This is a genomic window from Streptomyces sp. NPDC048612 (genome assembly GCF_043199295.1).
Lineage (GTDB): Bacteria > Actinomycetota > Actinomycetes > Streptomycetales > Streptomycetaceae > Streptomyces.
On sequence record NZ_JBICVV010000018.1, the window covers coordinates 85500 to 100061 of the forward strand.

General features: G+C 72.1%; 13 protein-coding genes and 3 riboswitches. Of the genes, 8 read left to right on the forward strand and 5 right to left on the reverse strand.

Annotated features, from left to right (window positions below; genetic code table 11):
• Positions 1-55: 55 nt before the first annotated feature.
• The gene (lipA, locus tag ACGFN2_RS24950; protein ID WP_393364026.1) at positions 56-1006 is read right to left on the reverse strand and encodes a lipoyl synthase; all 951 of its coding nucleotides are present in this window, start codon (positions 1004-1006) and stop codon (positions 56-58) included.
• A gap of 60 nt (positions 1007-1066) precedes the next feature.
• Positions 1067-3925 (reverse strand): aminomethyl-transferring glycine dehydrogenase, encoded by a 2859-nt coding sequence (gene gcvP, locus ACGFN2_RS24955; protein ID WP_393364029.1) that lies wholly within the window; start codon positions 3923-3925, stop codon positions 1067-1069.
• Between the two features lie 150 nt (positions 3926-4075).
• A riboswitch (glycine riboswitch) is annotated at positions 4076-4171 on the reverse strand.
• 356 nt (positions 4172-4527) lie between these two features.
• Positions 4528-4624: riboswitch (glycine riboswitch) on the forward strand.
• Positions 4625-4716, forward strand: a riboswitch (glycine riboswitch). It begins immediately after the preceding riboswitch.
• Between the two features lie 275 nt (positions 4717-4991).
• On the opposite strand from gcvP, the gene cycA reads away from it, so the two are divergent.
• Positions 4992-6467 carry a D-serine/D-alanine/glycine transporter gene (cycA, locus tag ACGFN2_RS24960; RefSeq protein WP_393364032.1) on the forward strand — a complete coding sequence of 492 codons (1476 nt, stop codon included), beginning with the start codon at positions 4992-4994 and terminating at the stop codon, positions 6465-6467.
• Between the two features lie 126 nt (positions 6468-6593).
• Here cycA and ACGFN2_RS24965 read toward each other — a convergent pair whose 3' ends face one another.
• Positions 6594-7385, reverse strand: a complete 792-nt coding sequence (locus ACGFN2_RS24965) for an SDR family NAD(P)-dependent oxidoreductase (protein WP_393364035.1) — start codon at positions 7383-7385, stop codon at positions 6594-6596.
• 192 nt (positions 7386-7577) lie between these two features.
• Here ACGFN2_RS24965 and ACGFN2_RS24970 point away from each other — a divergent pair, with 192 nt between their 5' ends.
• The 4 genes from ACGFN2_RS24970 to dhaM all read left to right on the forward strand — a co-directional run bounded on the left by ACGFN2_RS24970 (position 7578) and on the right by dhaM (position 10387).
• Complete coding sequence (locus ACGFN2_RS24970; protein WP_393364038.1) at positions 7578-8144, forward strand: TetR/AcrR family transcriptional regulator; 567 nt, start codon at positions 7578-7580, stop codon at positions 8142-8144.
• Positions 8145-8288: 144 nt separating this feature from the next.
• Positions 8289-9281, forward strand: coding sequence for a dihydroxyacetone kinase subunit DhaK (dhaK, locus tag ACGFN2_RS24975; RefSeq protein ID WP_362603464.1), 993 nt, complete (start codon positions 8289-8291; stop codon positions 9279-9281).
• Between the two features lie 87 nt (positions 9282-9368).
• Positions 9369-9965: a dihydroxyacetone kinase subunit DhaL gene (gene dhaL, locus ACGFN2_RS24980; protein WP_362603590.1), complete on the forward strand. Its 597-nt coding sequence runs from the start codon at positions 9369-9371 to the stop codon at positions 9963-9965.
• Positions 9962-10387, forward strand: a complete 426-nt coding sequence (dhaM, locus tag ACGFN2_RS24985) for a dihydroxyacetone kinase phosphoryl donor subunit DhaM (protein WP_393364041.1) — start codon at positions 9962-9964, stop codon at positions 10385-10387. The genes dhaL and dhaM overlap by 4 nt, the downstream gene beginning before the upstream one ends.
• A gap of 21 nt (positions 10388-10408) precedes the next feature.
• On the opposite strand, the gene ACGFN2_RS24990 is transcribed toward dhaM, so the two are convergent.
• The gene (locus ACGFN2_RS24990) at positions 10409-11227 is read right to left on the reverse strand and encodes an SAM-dependent methyltransferase (protein ID WP_362603468.1); all 819 of its coding nucleotides are present in this window, start codon (positions 11225-11227) and stop codon (positions 10409-10411) included.
• Between the two features lie 381 nt (positions 11228-11608).
• Between ACGFN2_RS24990 and ACGFN2_RS24995 the strand changes: the two genes are divergently transcribed.
• The gene (locus ACGFN2_RS24995) at positions 11609-12253 is read left to right on the forward strand and encodes a sigma factor-like helix-turn-helix DNA-binding protein (RefSeq protein ID WP_362603470.1); all 645 of its coding nucleotides are present in this window, start codon (positions 11609-11611) and stop codon (positions 12251-12253) included.
• A gap of 2 nt (positions 12254-12255) precedes the next feature.
• Complete coding sequence (locus ACGFN2_RS25000) at positions 12256-13005, forward strand: hypothetical protein (RefSeq protein ID WP_362603472.1); 750 nt, start codon at positions 12256-12258, stop codon at positions 13003-13005.
• Between the two features lie 52 nt (positions 13006-13057).
• Here the strand turns inward: ACGFN2_RS25000 and ACGFN2_RS25005 are convergent, their stop codons facing one another.
• Complete coding sequence (locus tag ACGFN2_RS25005) at positions 13058-13480, reverse strand: STAS domain-containing protein (protein WP_362603474.1); 423 nt, start codon at positions 13478-13480, stop codon at positions 13058-13060.
• 319 nt (positions 13481-13799) lie between these two features.
• Between ACGFN2_RS25005 and ACGFN2_RS25010 the strand changes: the two genes are divergently transcribed.
• Complete coding sequence (locus ACGFN2_RS25010; RefSeq protein WP_362603475.1) at positions 13800-14561, forward strand: DeoR/GlpR family DNA-binding transcription regulator; 762 nt, start codon at positions 13800-13802, stop codon at positions 14559-14561.
• Position 14562: the final 1 nt, after the last annotated feature.

Genomic DNA, 14562 nt, shown 5'->3' on the forward strand with positions numbered 1-14562 from the left:
GCGAGAGGTGGTCGGGGAAGGGACACGGACCGCGCGGGCGGTCGCGCCTGCTCCGTCAGGTCTGCCGGGGCCTCTTGTCGCGTGCCTGCTGATACAGCCGTCCGGCACGGTAGGAGGAGCGGACCAGCGGGCCGGACAGCACTCCGGCGAAGCCGATCTCCTCGGCCTCCTGCCCGAGTTCGGTGAACTCCTCGGGCCGGACCCACCGTTCGACCGGGTGGTGCCGCACCGAGGGGCGCAGGTACTGGGTGAGGGTGACCAGGTCGCAGCCGGCGGCGTGCAGGTCGGCCAGCGCGGTGGAGATCTCCGCCCGGGTCTCCCCCATTCCCAGGATCAGGTTCGACTTGGTGACCAGGCCGGACTCCCGTGCCGCGGTGAGCACTCCGAGCGATCTGTCGTAGCGGAACGCGGGCCGGATGCGCTTGAAAATCCGCGGCACCGTCTCCACGTTGTGGGCCAGTACCTCCGGGCGCGACTCGAATACCTGGGCCAGCAGTTCGGGGACGCCGTTGAAGTCCGGGACCAGGTTCTCCACCCCGGTGCCCGGGTTCCGTGCGTGGATCTGCCGGACCGTCTCGGCGTACAGCCAGGCACCGCCGTCGGGCAGGTCGTCGCGGGCCACCCCGGTGATCGTGGCGTACCGCAGCCGCATCGTGGCCACCGACTCCGCCACCCGGCGCGGCTCCTCCCGGTCCAGCGGCTGGGGCCGGCCGGTGTCGATCTGGCAGAAGTCACAGCGCCGGGTGCACTGGTCACCGCCGATGAGGAAGGTGGCCTCGCGGTCCTCCCAGCACTCGAAGATGTTGGGGCACCCGGCCTCCTGGCACACGGTGTGCAGCCCTTCGGCCGCCACCTGCGACCGCAGCGCGTTGTACTCCGGCCCCATGCGCACCCGGGTCCTCATCCACTCGGGCTTCCGTTCCACGGGGGTCCGGCTGTTGCGCACCTCCAGCCGCAGCAGCCGGCGGCCGTCGGGGGAGGTGGGGGAGGTGGGGGCGTCACTCATGGCACTGCTCCGGGTACGGGGAGGGGTGGCGGCGGGCACGGCTGCGCGAGCCCGCGCGGGTCAGGACGCGAACGCTTCGGGCGGCGGGCAGGAGCAGACCAGGTTGCGGTCGCCGTGCGCCTGGTCGACCCGGCCGACCGGCGGCCAGTACTTGTCGGGGGTGACGCCCGCCGGGAAGACGGCCCGCTCGCGTGAGTAGGCGCGGGTCCACTCGCCGGCGAGGGCGGCGGCGGTGTGCGGCGCCTGGCGCAGCGGGCTGTCCGCCAGCGACCAGACGCCCTGGTCCACCAGGTCGATCTCGGCGCGGATCGCGATCATCGCCTCGCAGAAACGGTCCAGTTCGGCGAGGCTCTCGCTCTCGGTCGGCTCGACCATCAGCGTGCCGGGGACCGGAAAGCTCATCGTCGGCGCGTGGAAGCCGTGGTCGATGAGGCGCTTGGCGACGTCGTCGACCGTCACCCCCGTGGCGGCGGTGAGGGGGCGTACGTCGAGGATGCACTCGTGCGCGACGAGGCCCGACTCTCCGGCGTACAGGACCGGGAAGTGGGGCGCGAGGCGGCGGGCCACGTAGTTGGCGCTCAGCACGGCCACCCGGGTCGCCTCGGTCAGCCCCTCGGCGCCCATCATCCGGATGTAGGCCCATGGGATCGGCAGGATGCCGGCGCTGCCGAACGGCGCGGCGCTCACCGCCCCGATGCCGTCGCGGCGCCCGGTGTCGGGGTGCAGCGGGTGGGTGGGCAGGTACGGCGCGAGGTGGGCGGCCACCGCGACCGGGCCGACGCCCGGACCGCCGCCGCCGTGCGGGATGCAGAACGTCTTGTGCAGGTTGAGGTGTGACACATCGCCGCCGAACTCGCCGGGCCTGGCGACTCCGAGCAGCGCGTTGAGGTTGGCGCCGTCGACGTAGACCTGTCCGCCGTGCTCGTGCACCAGCTCGCACAGCCGGGTGATGCCCTCCTCGTAGACGCCGTGCGTGGAGGGGTAGGTCACCATGATCGCGGCCAGGTCGTCGGAGTGCTTCGCGCACTTCGCTTCGAGATCGTCGAGATCGACCGTGCCGTCGGGCCGCGAGGCCACCACGACGACGCGCATCCCGGCCATGGCGGCCGAGGCCGCGTTGGTGCCGTGCGCGCTTGCCGGGATGAGGCACACATCGCGTCCGCCTTCGCCGTTGCTCCGGTGGTAGCGGCGGATGGCCAGCAGGCCGGCGAGTTCGCCCTGCGAGCCCGCGTTCGGCTGGAGGGAGACCTTGGCGTACCCGGTGACCTCCGCCAGCCAGCCCTCCAACTGCCCGACCAGGGCGAGATACCCGGCAGCGTCCGTGAGCGGCGCGAAGGGGTGCAGGTCGGCGAAGCCGGGCCAGCTGACCGGTTCCATCTCCGTGGTCGCGTTGAGCTTCATCGTGCAGGACCCGAGCGGGATCATCCCGCGGTCCAGCGCGAAGTCACGGTCGGAGAGCCGGCGCAGATAGCGCAGCAGCGCGGTCTCCGACCGGTGCTGGTGGAAGACCGGGTGGGTGAGGAACGGGGAGGTGCGCCGCAGGTCCGGGGGCAGCGCCGGACAAGCGCCGTCGGCCGGGCCGTCCGGGTCGTCCCCCGCCGCGCCGAAGGCGTCGAGCACCAGCCGGACGTGGTCGTGCGAGGTGGCCTCGGAGCAGGAGACGCCGACGTGGTCGGTGTCCACCAGCCGCAGCAGCAGCCCCTTGTCGTGCGCGGCCGCGACGACCTCCCCGGCCCGGCCGGGGACCCGCACCAGCAGGGTGTCGAAGAACTCGGGGTGCACCACCGTGATCCCGCTGTTCCGCAGCCCGGTGGCGATGCGCGCGGCGTGCCGGTGCGTCCGCCGGGCGATCCCGGTCAGCCCCTCGGGGCCGTGGTGCACGGCGTACATCGAGGCGACCACGGCCAGCAGGACCTGCGCGGTGCAGATGTTGGAGGTCGCCTTGTCGCGCCGGATGTGCTGCTCGCGGGTCTGCAGGGCGAGGCGGTAGGCGGGCCGGCCGGCGTCGTCCACGGACACGCCCACGAGCCGGCCCGGCAGGTGCCGTTCGAGCCCTTCGCGGACCGCGATGTAGCCGGCGTGCGGTCCGCCGTAGAACAGGGGGACGCCGAACCGCTGGGACGATCCCACGACGAGGTCGGCGCCGAACTCCCCCGGTGGCACGAGCAGGGTGAGCGCCAGCAGGTCGGCGGTCACGGTGACCAGCGCCCCGCGCTCGCGCGCCGCCGCGGTCACCCCGCGCAGGTCGCGGACGGCTCCCGAGCAGCCGGGGTAGGACAGCACCACCCCGAAGAAGTCCTCCTGCGGCAGCGGCTCGGCGACGTCGATCCCGACGACCTCGATGCCGACCGCGGAGGCCCGGGTGCGCAGGACGTCGAGGGTCTGCGGCAGGGTGTCACGGTCGACCAGGACGCGGTGGCGGCTACGGCCGGCGACGCGTCGCATCACCGTGACGGCCTCGGCGACCGCGGTGGCCTCGTCGAGCAGCGACGCGTTGGCGGTCGGCAGTCCGGTGAGGTCGCCGACCATGGTCTGGAAGTTGATCAGTGCCTCCAGCCGGCCCTGGCTGATCTCCGGCTGGTAGGGCGTGTAGGCGGTGTACCACGACGGGTCTTCCAGCACATTGCGCCGGATCACCGCGGGGGTGGTGGTCGCGTGGTAGCCCAGTCCGTTCATGGGGACGGTCACGGTGTTCCGTCCGGCGAACTCCTGCAGCTCCGCGCGGGCTTCGGCCTCGGTGGCGGCGGCGGGCAGGTTCAGACCGGAGGTGCTCCGGATGCCGCCGGGGACGGCGGCGTCGATGAGGGCGGCCAGCGTCGGGTAGCCGACTGCGGCCAGCATGGTGGTGCGGTCGGCGTCGTCGACGCCGATGTGGCGGGTGGCGAACTCACCCGGCGCGGAGGACTCGGGGTAGGTCATGGTGGGAGGCTCCCTGTGGGGGCACCGCGGATGCGGCGCCGTGGACGGGTTGCCTCCCCGCTCTGTCATCGGTACCTGAGAGCTTCACCACCGGGTCCGGCGGTTTGCACCGTGGGCGCAGGACAGGACGTCCTGACTTTCCAGAGTCGCCTGGCCGAAGCGGTAGTGGGGCCTGAGAGATTCTGGGGAGAGTTGCTCCTTCGGCGCCTCGCCAAGGGTGGGCGAGGGCTCTCCCGCTTCGGTTCGAACAGCGCGATGTGAAGTTGTCGGGCGGCGCGGTGGTGAGGCCGGGATGCTCCGGGGAGGAGGTGCTCCTCCGGCGCCACGTCGTCACCCGACGTGGGCTCTCCCGCCGCGGAACCGTCAGCAGAGCAGACGCTGCCGGATCTTTCCCGAGGCAACGTACGGGCACCGGAACACAGCCGTCAAGGGTCTGCCGACGGACCTGCCGGTAACCTGGCGGTCCCGGAAGCGAGGCCGTGAGCTGCACAAACGCCGTCCCCTACGGGGAAGCGCCGCGCTACCCAGGAGTAGCGTCCAGCCTTCGGCCGGTCCCTTGACCGGCCGCTGAGGGGGCCCTAGCCTCACCGCACATCGCCGTTCACCCCGGAGCGGGAGAGCACTGGATCAGCCAGACCCGGTCGCCGAAGGAGCAACACCTCCCCGGAAACTCTCAGGCATCCCTACCGCTCGGGCAGGCAACTCTGGAAAGCAGGCGCCGACGCGCCTCGCCGACGGTGCAAGCCGCGCCCTGAGCGCGGCGAAGCTCTCAGGCTCATGACAGAGGGGGAGGCTCACTCGGCCGCACGGGCCCCTGCCCGTGCTCGACATTCGAGGAGCCCCTGATGGCTCTCCTGCCGCTCTCCCCCGACCGCCACCCGCCTGCCGGCTCCCGGGCTGACGGTCAGGCTTCTGTGTGGGCCCGTTCAGCGTACTGACACCCTTCAGTTCGGCTGCCGCGTCTGCGCGCGCAGCCCCTGCCGCACGCCCCTGGGGCGCGTGGTCATGCTCCGAGAGACCCCCTGTCCCGTGCCCGCACGGGGCTTGAGATCCGCGAGGTTCACCCATGCCTGAACACAGTGACACCGGCCTGACCACCACGCCGGCCGGCTCCACACCCCCGCCCGAGGGTGAGCAGCACCTCTCCCGCCAGCTGTCCAACCGGCACATCCAGCTCATCGCGATCGGCGGGGCGATCGGCACCGGCCTGTTCATGGGCTCGGGCAAGACCATCTCGCTGGCCGGGCCCTCGGTGATCTTCGTCTACATGATCATCGGCGTGATGCTCTTCTTCGTGATGCGGGCGATGGGCGAGCTGCTGCTGTCCAACCTGCGCTACAAGTCCTTCGCCGACTTCGCGGCCGACCTGCTGGGCCCGTGGGCCGGCTTCTTCACCGGCTGGACGTACTGGTTCTGCTGGATCGTCACCGGCATCGCCGACGTCATCGCCATCTCCGGGTACGTGGCCTACTGGTGGCACGATCTGCCGCTGTGGATACCGGCGCTGGCCGCCGTCGTCCTGCTGATCGCCCTGAACCTGCCCACCGTGAAGGCCTTCGGCGAGACCGAGTTCTGGTTCGCGCTGATCAAGATCGTCGCGATCGTGGCGCTGATCGTCGTCGGGCTGGTCATGGTGTTCAGTCACTTCCAGGCGCCCGGTGGGGCGGCGGCGAGCTTCTCCAACCTCTGGAACGACGGCGGGTTCTTCCCCACCGGCCCCATGGGGTTCGTCGCGGGATTCCAGATCGCGACCTTCGCCTTCGTCGGCATCGAACTGGTCGGCACCACGGCGGCCGAGGCGGAGAACCCGGAACGGAACCTGCCCAAGGCGATCAACTCGATCCCGGTGCGCGTGATGCTGTTCTACGTCGTCGCGCTGGCCGTGATCATTTCGGTGACGCCCTGGCGCGAGATCAGCGCGGACCGCAGCCCGTTCGTCGTGATGTTCACCCTTGCCGGTCTGGGGATCGCCGCCTCGCTGATCAACTTCGTGGTGCTGACCTCGGCCGCCTCGTCGGCGAACTCGGGCATCTACTCCACCTCCCGGATGGTGTACGGGCTGGCCCAGGAGGGCGACGCCCCGGGGCGCTTCGGCAGGCTCACCTCCAGGAAGGTACCGGCCAACGCCCTGCTCCTGTCCGGGATCTTTCTGCTCGCCGGTGTGGTGATGGTCGCCATGGACGACTCGATCATCGAGGCCTTCACCCTGGTGACCACCGTGTCCGCCGTGCTGTTCATCTTCGTCTGGTCGATCATCCTGATCAGCTACCTCGTGTACCGCAGGCGCCGTCCGCACCTGCACGAGGCCTCGGCGTTCAAGATGCCCGGCGGCATCGTCATGTGCTACGTCGTGCTCGCGTTCTTCGCGTTCCTCATCTGGGCACTGACCCAGGAGGCCGACACCCTGCGGGCCCTGGTGGTGACGCCGGTGTGGTTCGTCGTCCTCGGCGTCGCCTGGGCCTGCCTCCGCCGCCGCCCGCACCATTCCGCGCGTGCGGCGGCCTTCCGTGCCGCACTCCGCGACGGCGCACGGCAGGACTGACCCGGCCACCGCAGAGCCAGGGATTCCGGGGGAATCCGCGAAGACGCCCGGCCGGGATTCCCGGCCGGGCGTCTTCATGAACGGCGCGCGGCCGACGGCCCCTTCACCGCGCGTACCGGCCCCCGGCTACCGCCGTTCCCGCTGGGCCGCCACGACCTGGTTGATGGTGCGCTCGGCGCCGGAGCCGCGCTGCACCTTCTCCGCGAAGCCGGGGAACTGCCCGGCGATGGCGCTGAGCACCTTCAACTCCACCGGCGCCACGTTGACTTCGCACAGATCGCGCTCGACGGCCCGGATCACCCCCGCCACCACCTGGCCCGGGGAGACCATGCGCACGCCGGCCGGCGGCGTGGCGCCCGTGACGGCGAACATGCCCGCCTCGCTGACGGCGCCGGGCTGGACCACGGAGACACCCACCCCCGTACCGTGCAGGTCCTGGCGGAGGGAGAGCCCGAAGCCGCGCAGCCCGAACTTGGCGGCGCTGTAGAGCGAGGAGTACTTGGTGGCGGCCTTCCCGGAGATCGAGCCGACGAGGGCGATATGGCCCCGGCCCCGCTCGGTCATCCGGGGGACGAGCGCGCGGGTCAGCATGACGGGGGCCCGCAGGTTCACCGTCAGCGCGCGGTCGATCTGCTCGGGCGTGTAGTCCAGGAGCGCCCCCGAGGAGGGCAGCGCGGCGTTGGCGATCAGGATGTCGGTGTCGGGGCAGGCCTCGGCGAGCTGCTCGACCTGGTCCGGGTCGGCGAGATCGGCGGTGACCGCGCGGGCGCCGAGTTCCCCGGCGAGCGCCTCCAGGGCATCGGGACGGCGCCCGGAAAGCACCAACTTGGCTCCCTGGGCTGCCAGTTCACGGGCGAGTGCCTGACCGATGCCGCCTACGGCCCCGGTCAGGAGAACGGTTGATCCTGCGATGCGCATGGGACGAGCCTCCAGAAAACTGTTCGTTCGAACGAACAGTATGGAGGAGGGGCGACCGTGTCAACAGCGGATGCCGCCGGACCCGCTGGCCGCGTCGGCGCCGACGACCCGGCCGGCGGGCGATCCGCGCTGGTCAGAGCGGCCCCCGCCCTCCCGCCGTGCCGGGCGGAAGCCGCTGGCACAATGACTGCCATGGCCAAGTCCCCCGGAACCCGGCAGAGCATCATCGACGCCGTCCTGCGCATCATCGGTGAGGACGGCATCGCCGCGGTCACCAACCGGCGGATCGCCAAGGAGGCTCAGGTCTCGCTCGGCTCGGTCACGTACCACTTCGCGACCCAGCACGAGATGCTGCGGGAGAGCCTGCTGCACTTCGTCGCGGAGGAGACCCGGCGCTTCACCGAACTCGCCGACCAGTGCCAGACCGACGGGATGGACATCGACCGGGCGTCCGCCACCGTCAGCCAGGTCGCCGGGTGCACACAGACCGACAGCAGGCACCTCGCCCCCTTCGAGCTCTACATCCAGGCCGGCCGTGACGAGCGGCTGCGTACCGCCGCCACCGAGTCCTTCGCCGCATACGACCAGCTGGTCACCCGGATCTTCGCCGGCCTCGGGGTCCCGGACGCCGAACGGCTGGCGAGCAGCGCCGTCGCCATGGTCTTCGGGCTGCAGCTGCGCAGCCTCGCCACCGGCCGGCCCGCCGAGGAACTCGTCGACGCCCTGATGCTGCTGGCGCGCGGGGCACAGCAGTCCTGACCCCCGGGGGCCGGGCTCCGGGTACGCCGTTCGCGCTCCGGTCGGCGGTGACTGCTCCGGTCAAGATCGACACCAGACAAACGGACTCTCACCTGGTAGAACACAGGGCAGAGACCCGGCTGCAAATCCCACCCGGAGGTACCCGTGAAGATGCTGATCAACGTAGCCGAGACCGTGGTCACCGATGCGCTGCGGGGGATGGCCGCGGCGCATCCCGAGCTGGTGGTGGATGCCGAGAACCGGGTGATCGTGCGGCGGGACGCGCCGGTGGCGGAGAAGGTGGCGCTGGTGTCCGGCGGCGGCAGCGGGCACGAGCCGCTGCACGGCGGGTTCGTCGGACCGGGCATGCTGGACGCCGCCTGCCCGGGTGAGGTCTTCACCTCGCCGGTGCCCGATCAGATGGTGCGGGCGGCGGCGGCCGTGGACAGCGGCCATGGCGTGCTGTTCCTCGTGAAGAACTACACCGGGGACGTGCTCAACTTCCAGATGGCGGCGGAGCTGGCGGAGGACGAGGGAGTGCAGGTCGCCAGCGTGCTCATCGATGACGATGTCGCGGTGACCGACTCGACGTTCACGGCGGGGCGGCGCGGCACCGGGGCGACCCTGTTCGTGGAGAAGATCGCCGGCGCCGCGGCCGAGGAGGGCATGCCACTGGAGCGGGTGGAGGCCCTGGCCCGGCAGGTGGTGGCCTCGTCCCGCAGCTTCGGAGTGGCGCTGAGCCCCTGTACGACCCCGGCGAAGGGCAGCCCGACGTTCGATCTCCCGGCCGGGGAGCTGGAGTTGGGGGTCGGGATTCACGGCGAGCCGGGGCGGGAGCGCCGGGCCATGATGACCTCGCACGAGATCGCCGACTTCGCGGTGGACGCGATCCTGGAGGATCTCGACCCGCGGCTGCCGGTGCTGGTACTGGTCAACGGCATGGGGGCGACGCCGCTGCTGGAGCTGTACGGCTTCAACGCGGAGGTCCGCCGGGTGCTCGACGAGCGGGGCGTGGCGGTGGCCCGTACGCTCGTCGGGAACTACGTGACGTCGCTGGACATGGCGGGCTGCTCGGTGACGCTGTGCCAGGTCGACGGGGAGCTGCTGCGGCTGTGGGACGCGCCCGTGCAGACGGCGGGGCTCCGCTGGGGGCGGTGAGCGCTCCGCCGTTCCCGTATCCCCTGCCCCTGTCGCTTTCTTGCTCAGTGCCTGAACAACCAAGGAGAGTAGCCCGTGTCCGAAACGGTGCTGGATGCCGCGTTCTTCGTACGCTGGATGACGGCGGCGGCCGCCGTCATCGACCGGGAGGCCGACCGGCTCACCGAGCTGGACTCCCCCATCGGTGACGCCGACCACGGAAGGAACATGCAGCGTGGCTTCGCTGCCGTGGTCACGACGCTGGAGGCGGAGCCGCCGGTGACGCCCGGCGCCGTGCTGACCGCCGCCGGACGGCAGTTGATCTCCAGCGTGGGCGGGGCGTCCGGACCGCTCTACGGGACGCTGCTGCGGCGGTCCGGCAAGACGCTGGGCGACGCGCCGCAGCCCTCGGTGGAGGAACTGCGCGCGGCGCTGGCCGCCGGGGTGGCCGCGGTGGGGCAGCTCGGCGGTTCGGCGCCGGGCGACAAGACGATGCTCGACGCGCTGACGCCGGCCGTGGCGGCGCTGGCGGAGTCCTTCGACGCGGCGGCCGCGGCGGCCGGGGAGGGTGCGCTGGCGACCGTGCCGATGCAGGCCAGGAAGGGCCGGGCCAGCTACCTCGGGGAACGCAGTATCGGGCACCAGGACCCGGGGGCGACGTCCTCGGCGCTGCTGTTCGCGGCCCTCGCGGAGGTGGCGAAGTGAGCGCGGCGACGACGGGCGGGGCCGTGCCGGTCGGGGTGGTGCTGGTGTCGCACAGCGGGCCGGTCGCGGAGTCGGTGGCGACGCTGGCGACCGGGCTGGCCGGCGGCGGTGACACGGTGCCGGTGGCCGCCGCGGGCGGCACCCCGGACGGCGGGCTCGGCACGAGCGCGGAGCTGATCACCGAGGCGGCGCGGACGGTGGACCGCGGTGCGGGGGTGGCGATCCTGGTCGACCTGGGCAGCGCCGTCCTGACCGTGAAGGCACTGATCGCCGAGGGGGACGAACTCCCTGAGGGCGCACGGCTGGTGGACGCGCCGTTCGTGGAGGGCGCGGTGGCCGCGGTGGTGACCGCGGCGGCCGGTGCGGATCTGGACGCGGTCGCGGCGGCGGCCGGGGAGGCCTACGGCTACCGCAAGGAGTGAGGCCGCCGCGCGCTGGGGCCGTCAGGGTTTGCGGGCCACGCCCGCGTAACAGGCGGCCTCCGCGTCGGTCACATGGGTGGCGTCCTCGGGGCGGTCGGGGCGCCACTGGTGGGAGAGCGTGAGGCCCGGCTCCAGCAGTTCCCAGCCGTCGAAGAAGCGCAGGATCTCGGCGCGGGAGCGGAACTGGAGCCGGGTGCCCGCATCGCCGTAGATCTCGATGATCTGCCGCATCGCCTCGGGGCTGAAGTCCGGTGTGGCATGGCTCAGCGCCAGGGCGCTGCCGCTGGGCAGCGCGGCCTTGAGGGTCTCGACGATGGTGTGGGCGCGGTCCTCGCCGTCGTCGGGGACGAAGTGCATCAGCGCGTTCAGGCTGAGCGCGACCGGGCGGGTCAGATCGAGGGTGTCGAGGAGCTGCGGCGCGGCGAGGATGCCCGCGGGGTCGTTGACGTCGGCCTGGACGTACGCCGTGCGGCCCTCGGCGGTGCCGATCAGCAGGGCCGCGGCGTGCGCGAGGACGATCGGGTCGTTGTCGGTGTAGACCACCCGGGCGTCGGGGGCGAGGCCCTGGGCGATGTCGTGGAGGTTCGGCGGGGTCGGGATGCCGGTGCCGATGTCGAGGAACTGCCGCAGCCCGGACGCGGCGAGGACGCGGGTGGCGCGGTGCATGAACTCGCGGTTGATGCGGGCGGCGACCAGCGCGGCGGGGAAGACTCCCAGCACGCTTCCGGCGGCCATCCGGTCGGCGAGGAAGTTGGTCTTGCCGCCCAGGAAGTAGTCGTAGATCCGGGACGAGTGGGCCCGGTCCAGCCGTAAGTCCACCACGGAATCGTGCTCGGTCATCGTGCGTTGCCTCCCCGATTCGGCATCCGGCCCGGCGCCTCCCCCGCGCACCATGATGCCCGTTCCGTGAGCCGCGCGCTCCGGATAGCGCACCAAATGCCGCCACACGCGCGGTTGTTGGCGGGCGATGCCCCGAATGTCCCGGGACGGGCCGGTGCGCGCCGGAGAAGGCCGCGACGCCGCGCCGCGCCACCGTCAGGACGGGTCACATGCCACGGTCATGCGTAGTCATATGAATACGCAGCGGCAGATTTTTGCCCCACCGATGCCACAAACGGGGTCGTTTTCCGGTTCATTGGAAGGTGAGAGCAACCGCTCTCCCGCTGCCCGCGGCGCCTCGGCGTCCGGCTCGGTGCACGTCAAACGGAACGAGGACGGCTCGTGAGTGCAGACCGGGACCGACCGCTACCCGCGTGCGCTCCGGCGCATGTCCGCACCGCGGAGTTAGCCCCACTCCCCCGCGGTGCGCTCCCGCCCTCTCCGTCGGACCCGCTCGACCACCGGCTGTCGATCACCTTCGAGGCGTTCCTGGCCACCCATGCGCGGAAGTGGCTGACGTACGCCTATCTGCACACGGGCAGCGAGGCCGCGGCCCGTGAGGTCACCCGGGCGGCCTACGGGCAGCTCGGCCGGCTGTGGCCGCATGCGCTGCGGCAGGCGTCGGTGGAGGCGTACGCCTGGTCGGTCCTCAAGGAACGCGTGGTGGAGTGGCTCTACGACCACCACCAGCCCACCGCGCTCACCGAGACCGCCGCCTTCGCGGTCGTCACCCATGCGCTGCTGCGCGAGTGCCAGCAGCAGTTCGCCATGCTGGAAGGCCAGTTGGGGCTGTACGCAGCCATCGCCCGGCTGCCGGAGCGGCAGTGCGACGTGATCGTGCTGCGCCATGTCATCGGATACAGCGACGCGCAGATCGGTGCCCTCCTCGGCGTCGACGAGGTCACCGTCCGCTCCTACGCGAGCCGGGGCAAGCGCAAGCTCGCCGCCGCGCTCGGCATCGACCAGGGAAACGCAAGGGGGAACTGACCATGTGGCACACCCGTCCCACCGACCGCCGGGAGACCGTGGAGACGCTGCTCAGCGCGGCCGCCGCGGTGTCCGGCATCGACGATCTGGCCGGGTTCCGCGACCTCGACGACGCGGGCGCGCTCGGCGGCCTCGGCGCGTCCCTGTGCGCGGGGACGGCGGCGGACGGCCCGCGGACGGCGGTGCGGCCGGTCCGGGACGGCCGCGGCGCGCCCAGCCCGTATCCCAGCGCCCGGGACGAGGCCACCCAGGAGCTGCAGCTGGCCTGTGCGCTGGTGGTGAACGCCGCGGCGGCAGCGGCGAGCCTGGAGCGGCTGGTCGACGACCATCACATCGACCCCGAGGGCGCGCTGGTCTTCGCCTGTCTGCTGCACATCACCGGGCGTACCGACGCGGCGCACTTCTGGTGGCACTTCGGGGCCGGCGCCGGCAGCCGGACGGCCGCCTACTGCCTGTACCTCTCGCACCGCCGCAACGGGGAGTACCGCGACGCCGCCTACTGGCGGGAGCAGGCCGCCCACGCGCCGGACGAGGAGCGCCGCTCGGTGGCCGCGTTCGACGAGAAGCAGCTGCTGCCGGACGCGGCCCGGCACAACCTCCTGGTCCAGTGGCACAGCGGGCTCGCCCCGACCCTGCCGTCCGCGCTGGAGCATGTGATCAACCGTCTCGTCGTGGACGGCGACGACGAGGACTTCGGCGAGATCCCGCGCCCCTCCCCCACGCTCGTCCAGGACCTCGGCCGGGCCGAGTAGTCACCCCTCGCGCGCCCGCGGGGTCCTGTGGACCGCCCGGTGCCCGCCGTCCTCAGAGGTCGGTGGGGTCGGCGGGCGGCTCGTCCACGGCGGGCGGCCAGGCCGGGCGGCTGGCGTCGGGGACCGCGGTCAGCGCATGGCCGACGGTGGGGTAGCAGGAGAAGACGTTGAGCGACTGGGTGCCGACCAGCAGCCGCAGCATCCGTACGCCGAGCGAGGCCAGCAGGAGCCTGCCCTCCAGGCGCCGGCAGAGCCATTCCAGGGCGAGCAGGCAGCTCAGTCCCCGCGAGTCGCAGAAGCGCAGCGCGGTCAGGTCGAGCACCAGAAAGCGGTGCCCGGCCGAGACCACCTCCCGTGCCTCGGCGAGGAACGCCTGCTCGGTGCGGAGGTCCAGTTCTCCGCTCACGCGCAGCACCGCGCACTCCTCCGCCTGCACGATCGCAGTGACCGCCAACGACCGCATCTCCGAGCTCATGCCGTCCAGACTAAGCGCCCCGGCCGGCTGCACCACCGCGGTGGCCGGCCGGCGCACGACCGCCGGCCCGGACACCGCCCCGCACGGAGCCCCGGCCCGCGGTGCCCGAACGGACCCGCCGCAGCGCCCGTACGGGCACCCGTTCGTGCAGAGAGCCAGGCTGACAGCGCCCAGGAGCGGGCAGAAACGGTCAGGTTTTCTGCTGTGACGGGCGGCATTGCGCGCCGCCCCGGTTGCTATAAACCTGATGCGGGCGGAAACGGGCAGCTCCGTGACCGAACGCAGACCGGAAACCACCAGGAAGCGGCAGGAGTGAGCCATGAGGGCCGAGGAACGCCAGCACCGCATCCTCGCGCTCGCCCGGCAGTCCGGCCGGGTCGAGGTCGCCGGGGCCGCGGCGGAGTTCGGGGTCGCCCGGGAGACCGTCCGGCGCGATCTGAGCGACCTGGAGCGCCGGGGCCTGGTACGGCGGACGCACGGCGCGGCGTATCCGGTCGAGAGCGCCGGTTTCGAGACCACGCTGGCCCGGCGGGAGACCCAGCAGGTGGATGAGAAGCGCCGGATCGCGGCGGCGGCCGCGGCGCTGGTCGGCGAGGCCGAGACGGTGTTCGTCGACGAGGGCTACACCCCCGAGCTGGTCGCCACGCTGCTGCCCACCGACCGCCCGCTGACCGTGCTCACCGCCTCGCTGCGGACCGCCTCGCTGGTCGCGGCGTCCGAATCGACCACCGTCCTGCTGGCCGGCGGCCGGGTCCGCGCCGGGACGCAGGCCACGGTGGGCTCCTGGGCCCGGGACATGTGCGCCCGCTTCGTGATCGATCTGGCCTTCCTGGGGGCGAACGGCGTCTCCCGGGAGCACGGCCTGACCACCCCGGACCCGGCGGTCGCGGAGGTGAAGGAGCAGGCCGTCCGCTCCTCGCGGCGGCGGGTGCTGGTCGGGGTGCACAGCAAGTTCGGCGCCAGCAGCTTCTGCCGCTTCGCCGAGGTACGTGATTTCGACACGATCGTCACCGACGCGGGGCTGTCCGCGCCGGAGGCGCATCGCTACTCGCTCCTGGGGCCGCAGGTGCTCCGGGTCTGAC

Bases quoted from the DNA above. Each gene is read 5' to 3' on its own strand.
- ACGFN2_RS24970 (WP_393364038.1), top strand. From the start codon at position 7,578: ATGGCCAAGTCCCCCGGAACCCGGCAGAGCATCATCGACGCCGTCCTG.
- cycA (WP_393364032.1), top strand. From the start codon at position 4,992: ATGCCTGAACACAGTGACACCGGCCTGACCACCACGCCGGCCGGCTCC.
- lipA (WP_393364026.1), bottom strand. From the start codon at position 1,006: ATGAGTGACGCCCCCACCTCCCCCACCTCCCCCGACGGCCGCCGGCTG.
- ACGFN2_RS25000 (WP_362603472.1), top strand. From the start codon at position 12,256: ATGTGGCACACCCGTCCCACCGACCGCCGGGAGACCGTGGAGACGCTG.
- gcvP (WP_393364029.1), bottom strand. From the start codon at position 3,925: ATGACCTACCCCGAGTCCTCCGCGCCGGGTGAGTTCGCCACCCGCCAC.
- ACGFN2_RS24990 (WP_362603468.1), bottom strand. From the start codon at position 11,227: ATGACCGAGCACGATTCCGTGGTGGACTTACGGCTGGACCGGGCCCAC.
- ACGFN2_RS25010 (WP_362603475.1), top strand. From the start codon at position 13,800: ATGAGGGCCGAGGAACGCCAGCACCGCATCCTCGCGCTCGCCCGGCAG.
- ACGFN2_RS25005 (WP_362603474.1), bottom strand. From the start codon at position 13,480: ATGAGCTCGGAGATGCGGTCGTTGGCGGTCACTGCGATCGTGCAGGCG.
- ACGFN2_RS24965 (WP_393364035.1), bottom strand. From the start codon at position 7,385: ATGCGCATCGCAGGATCAACCGTTCTCCTGACCGGGGCCGTAGGCGGC.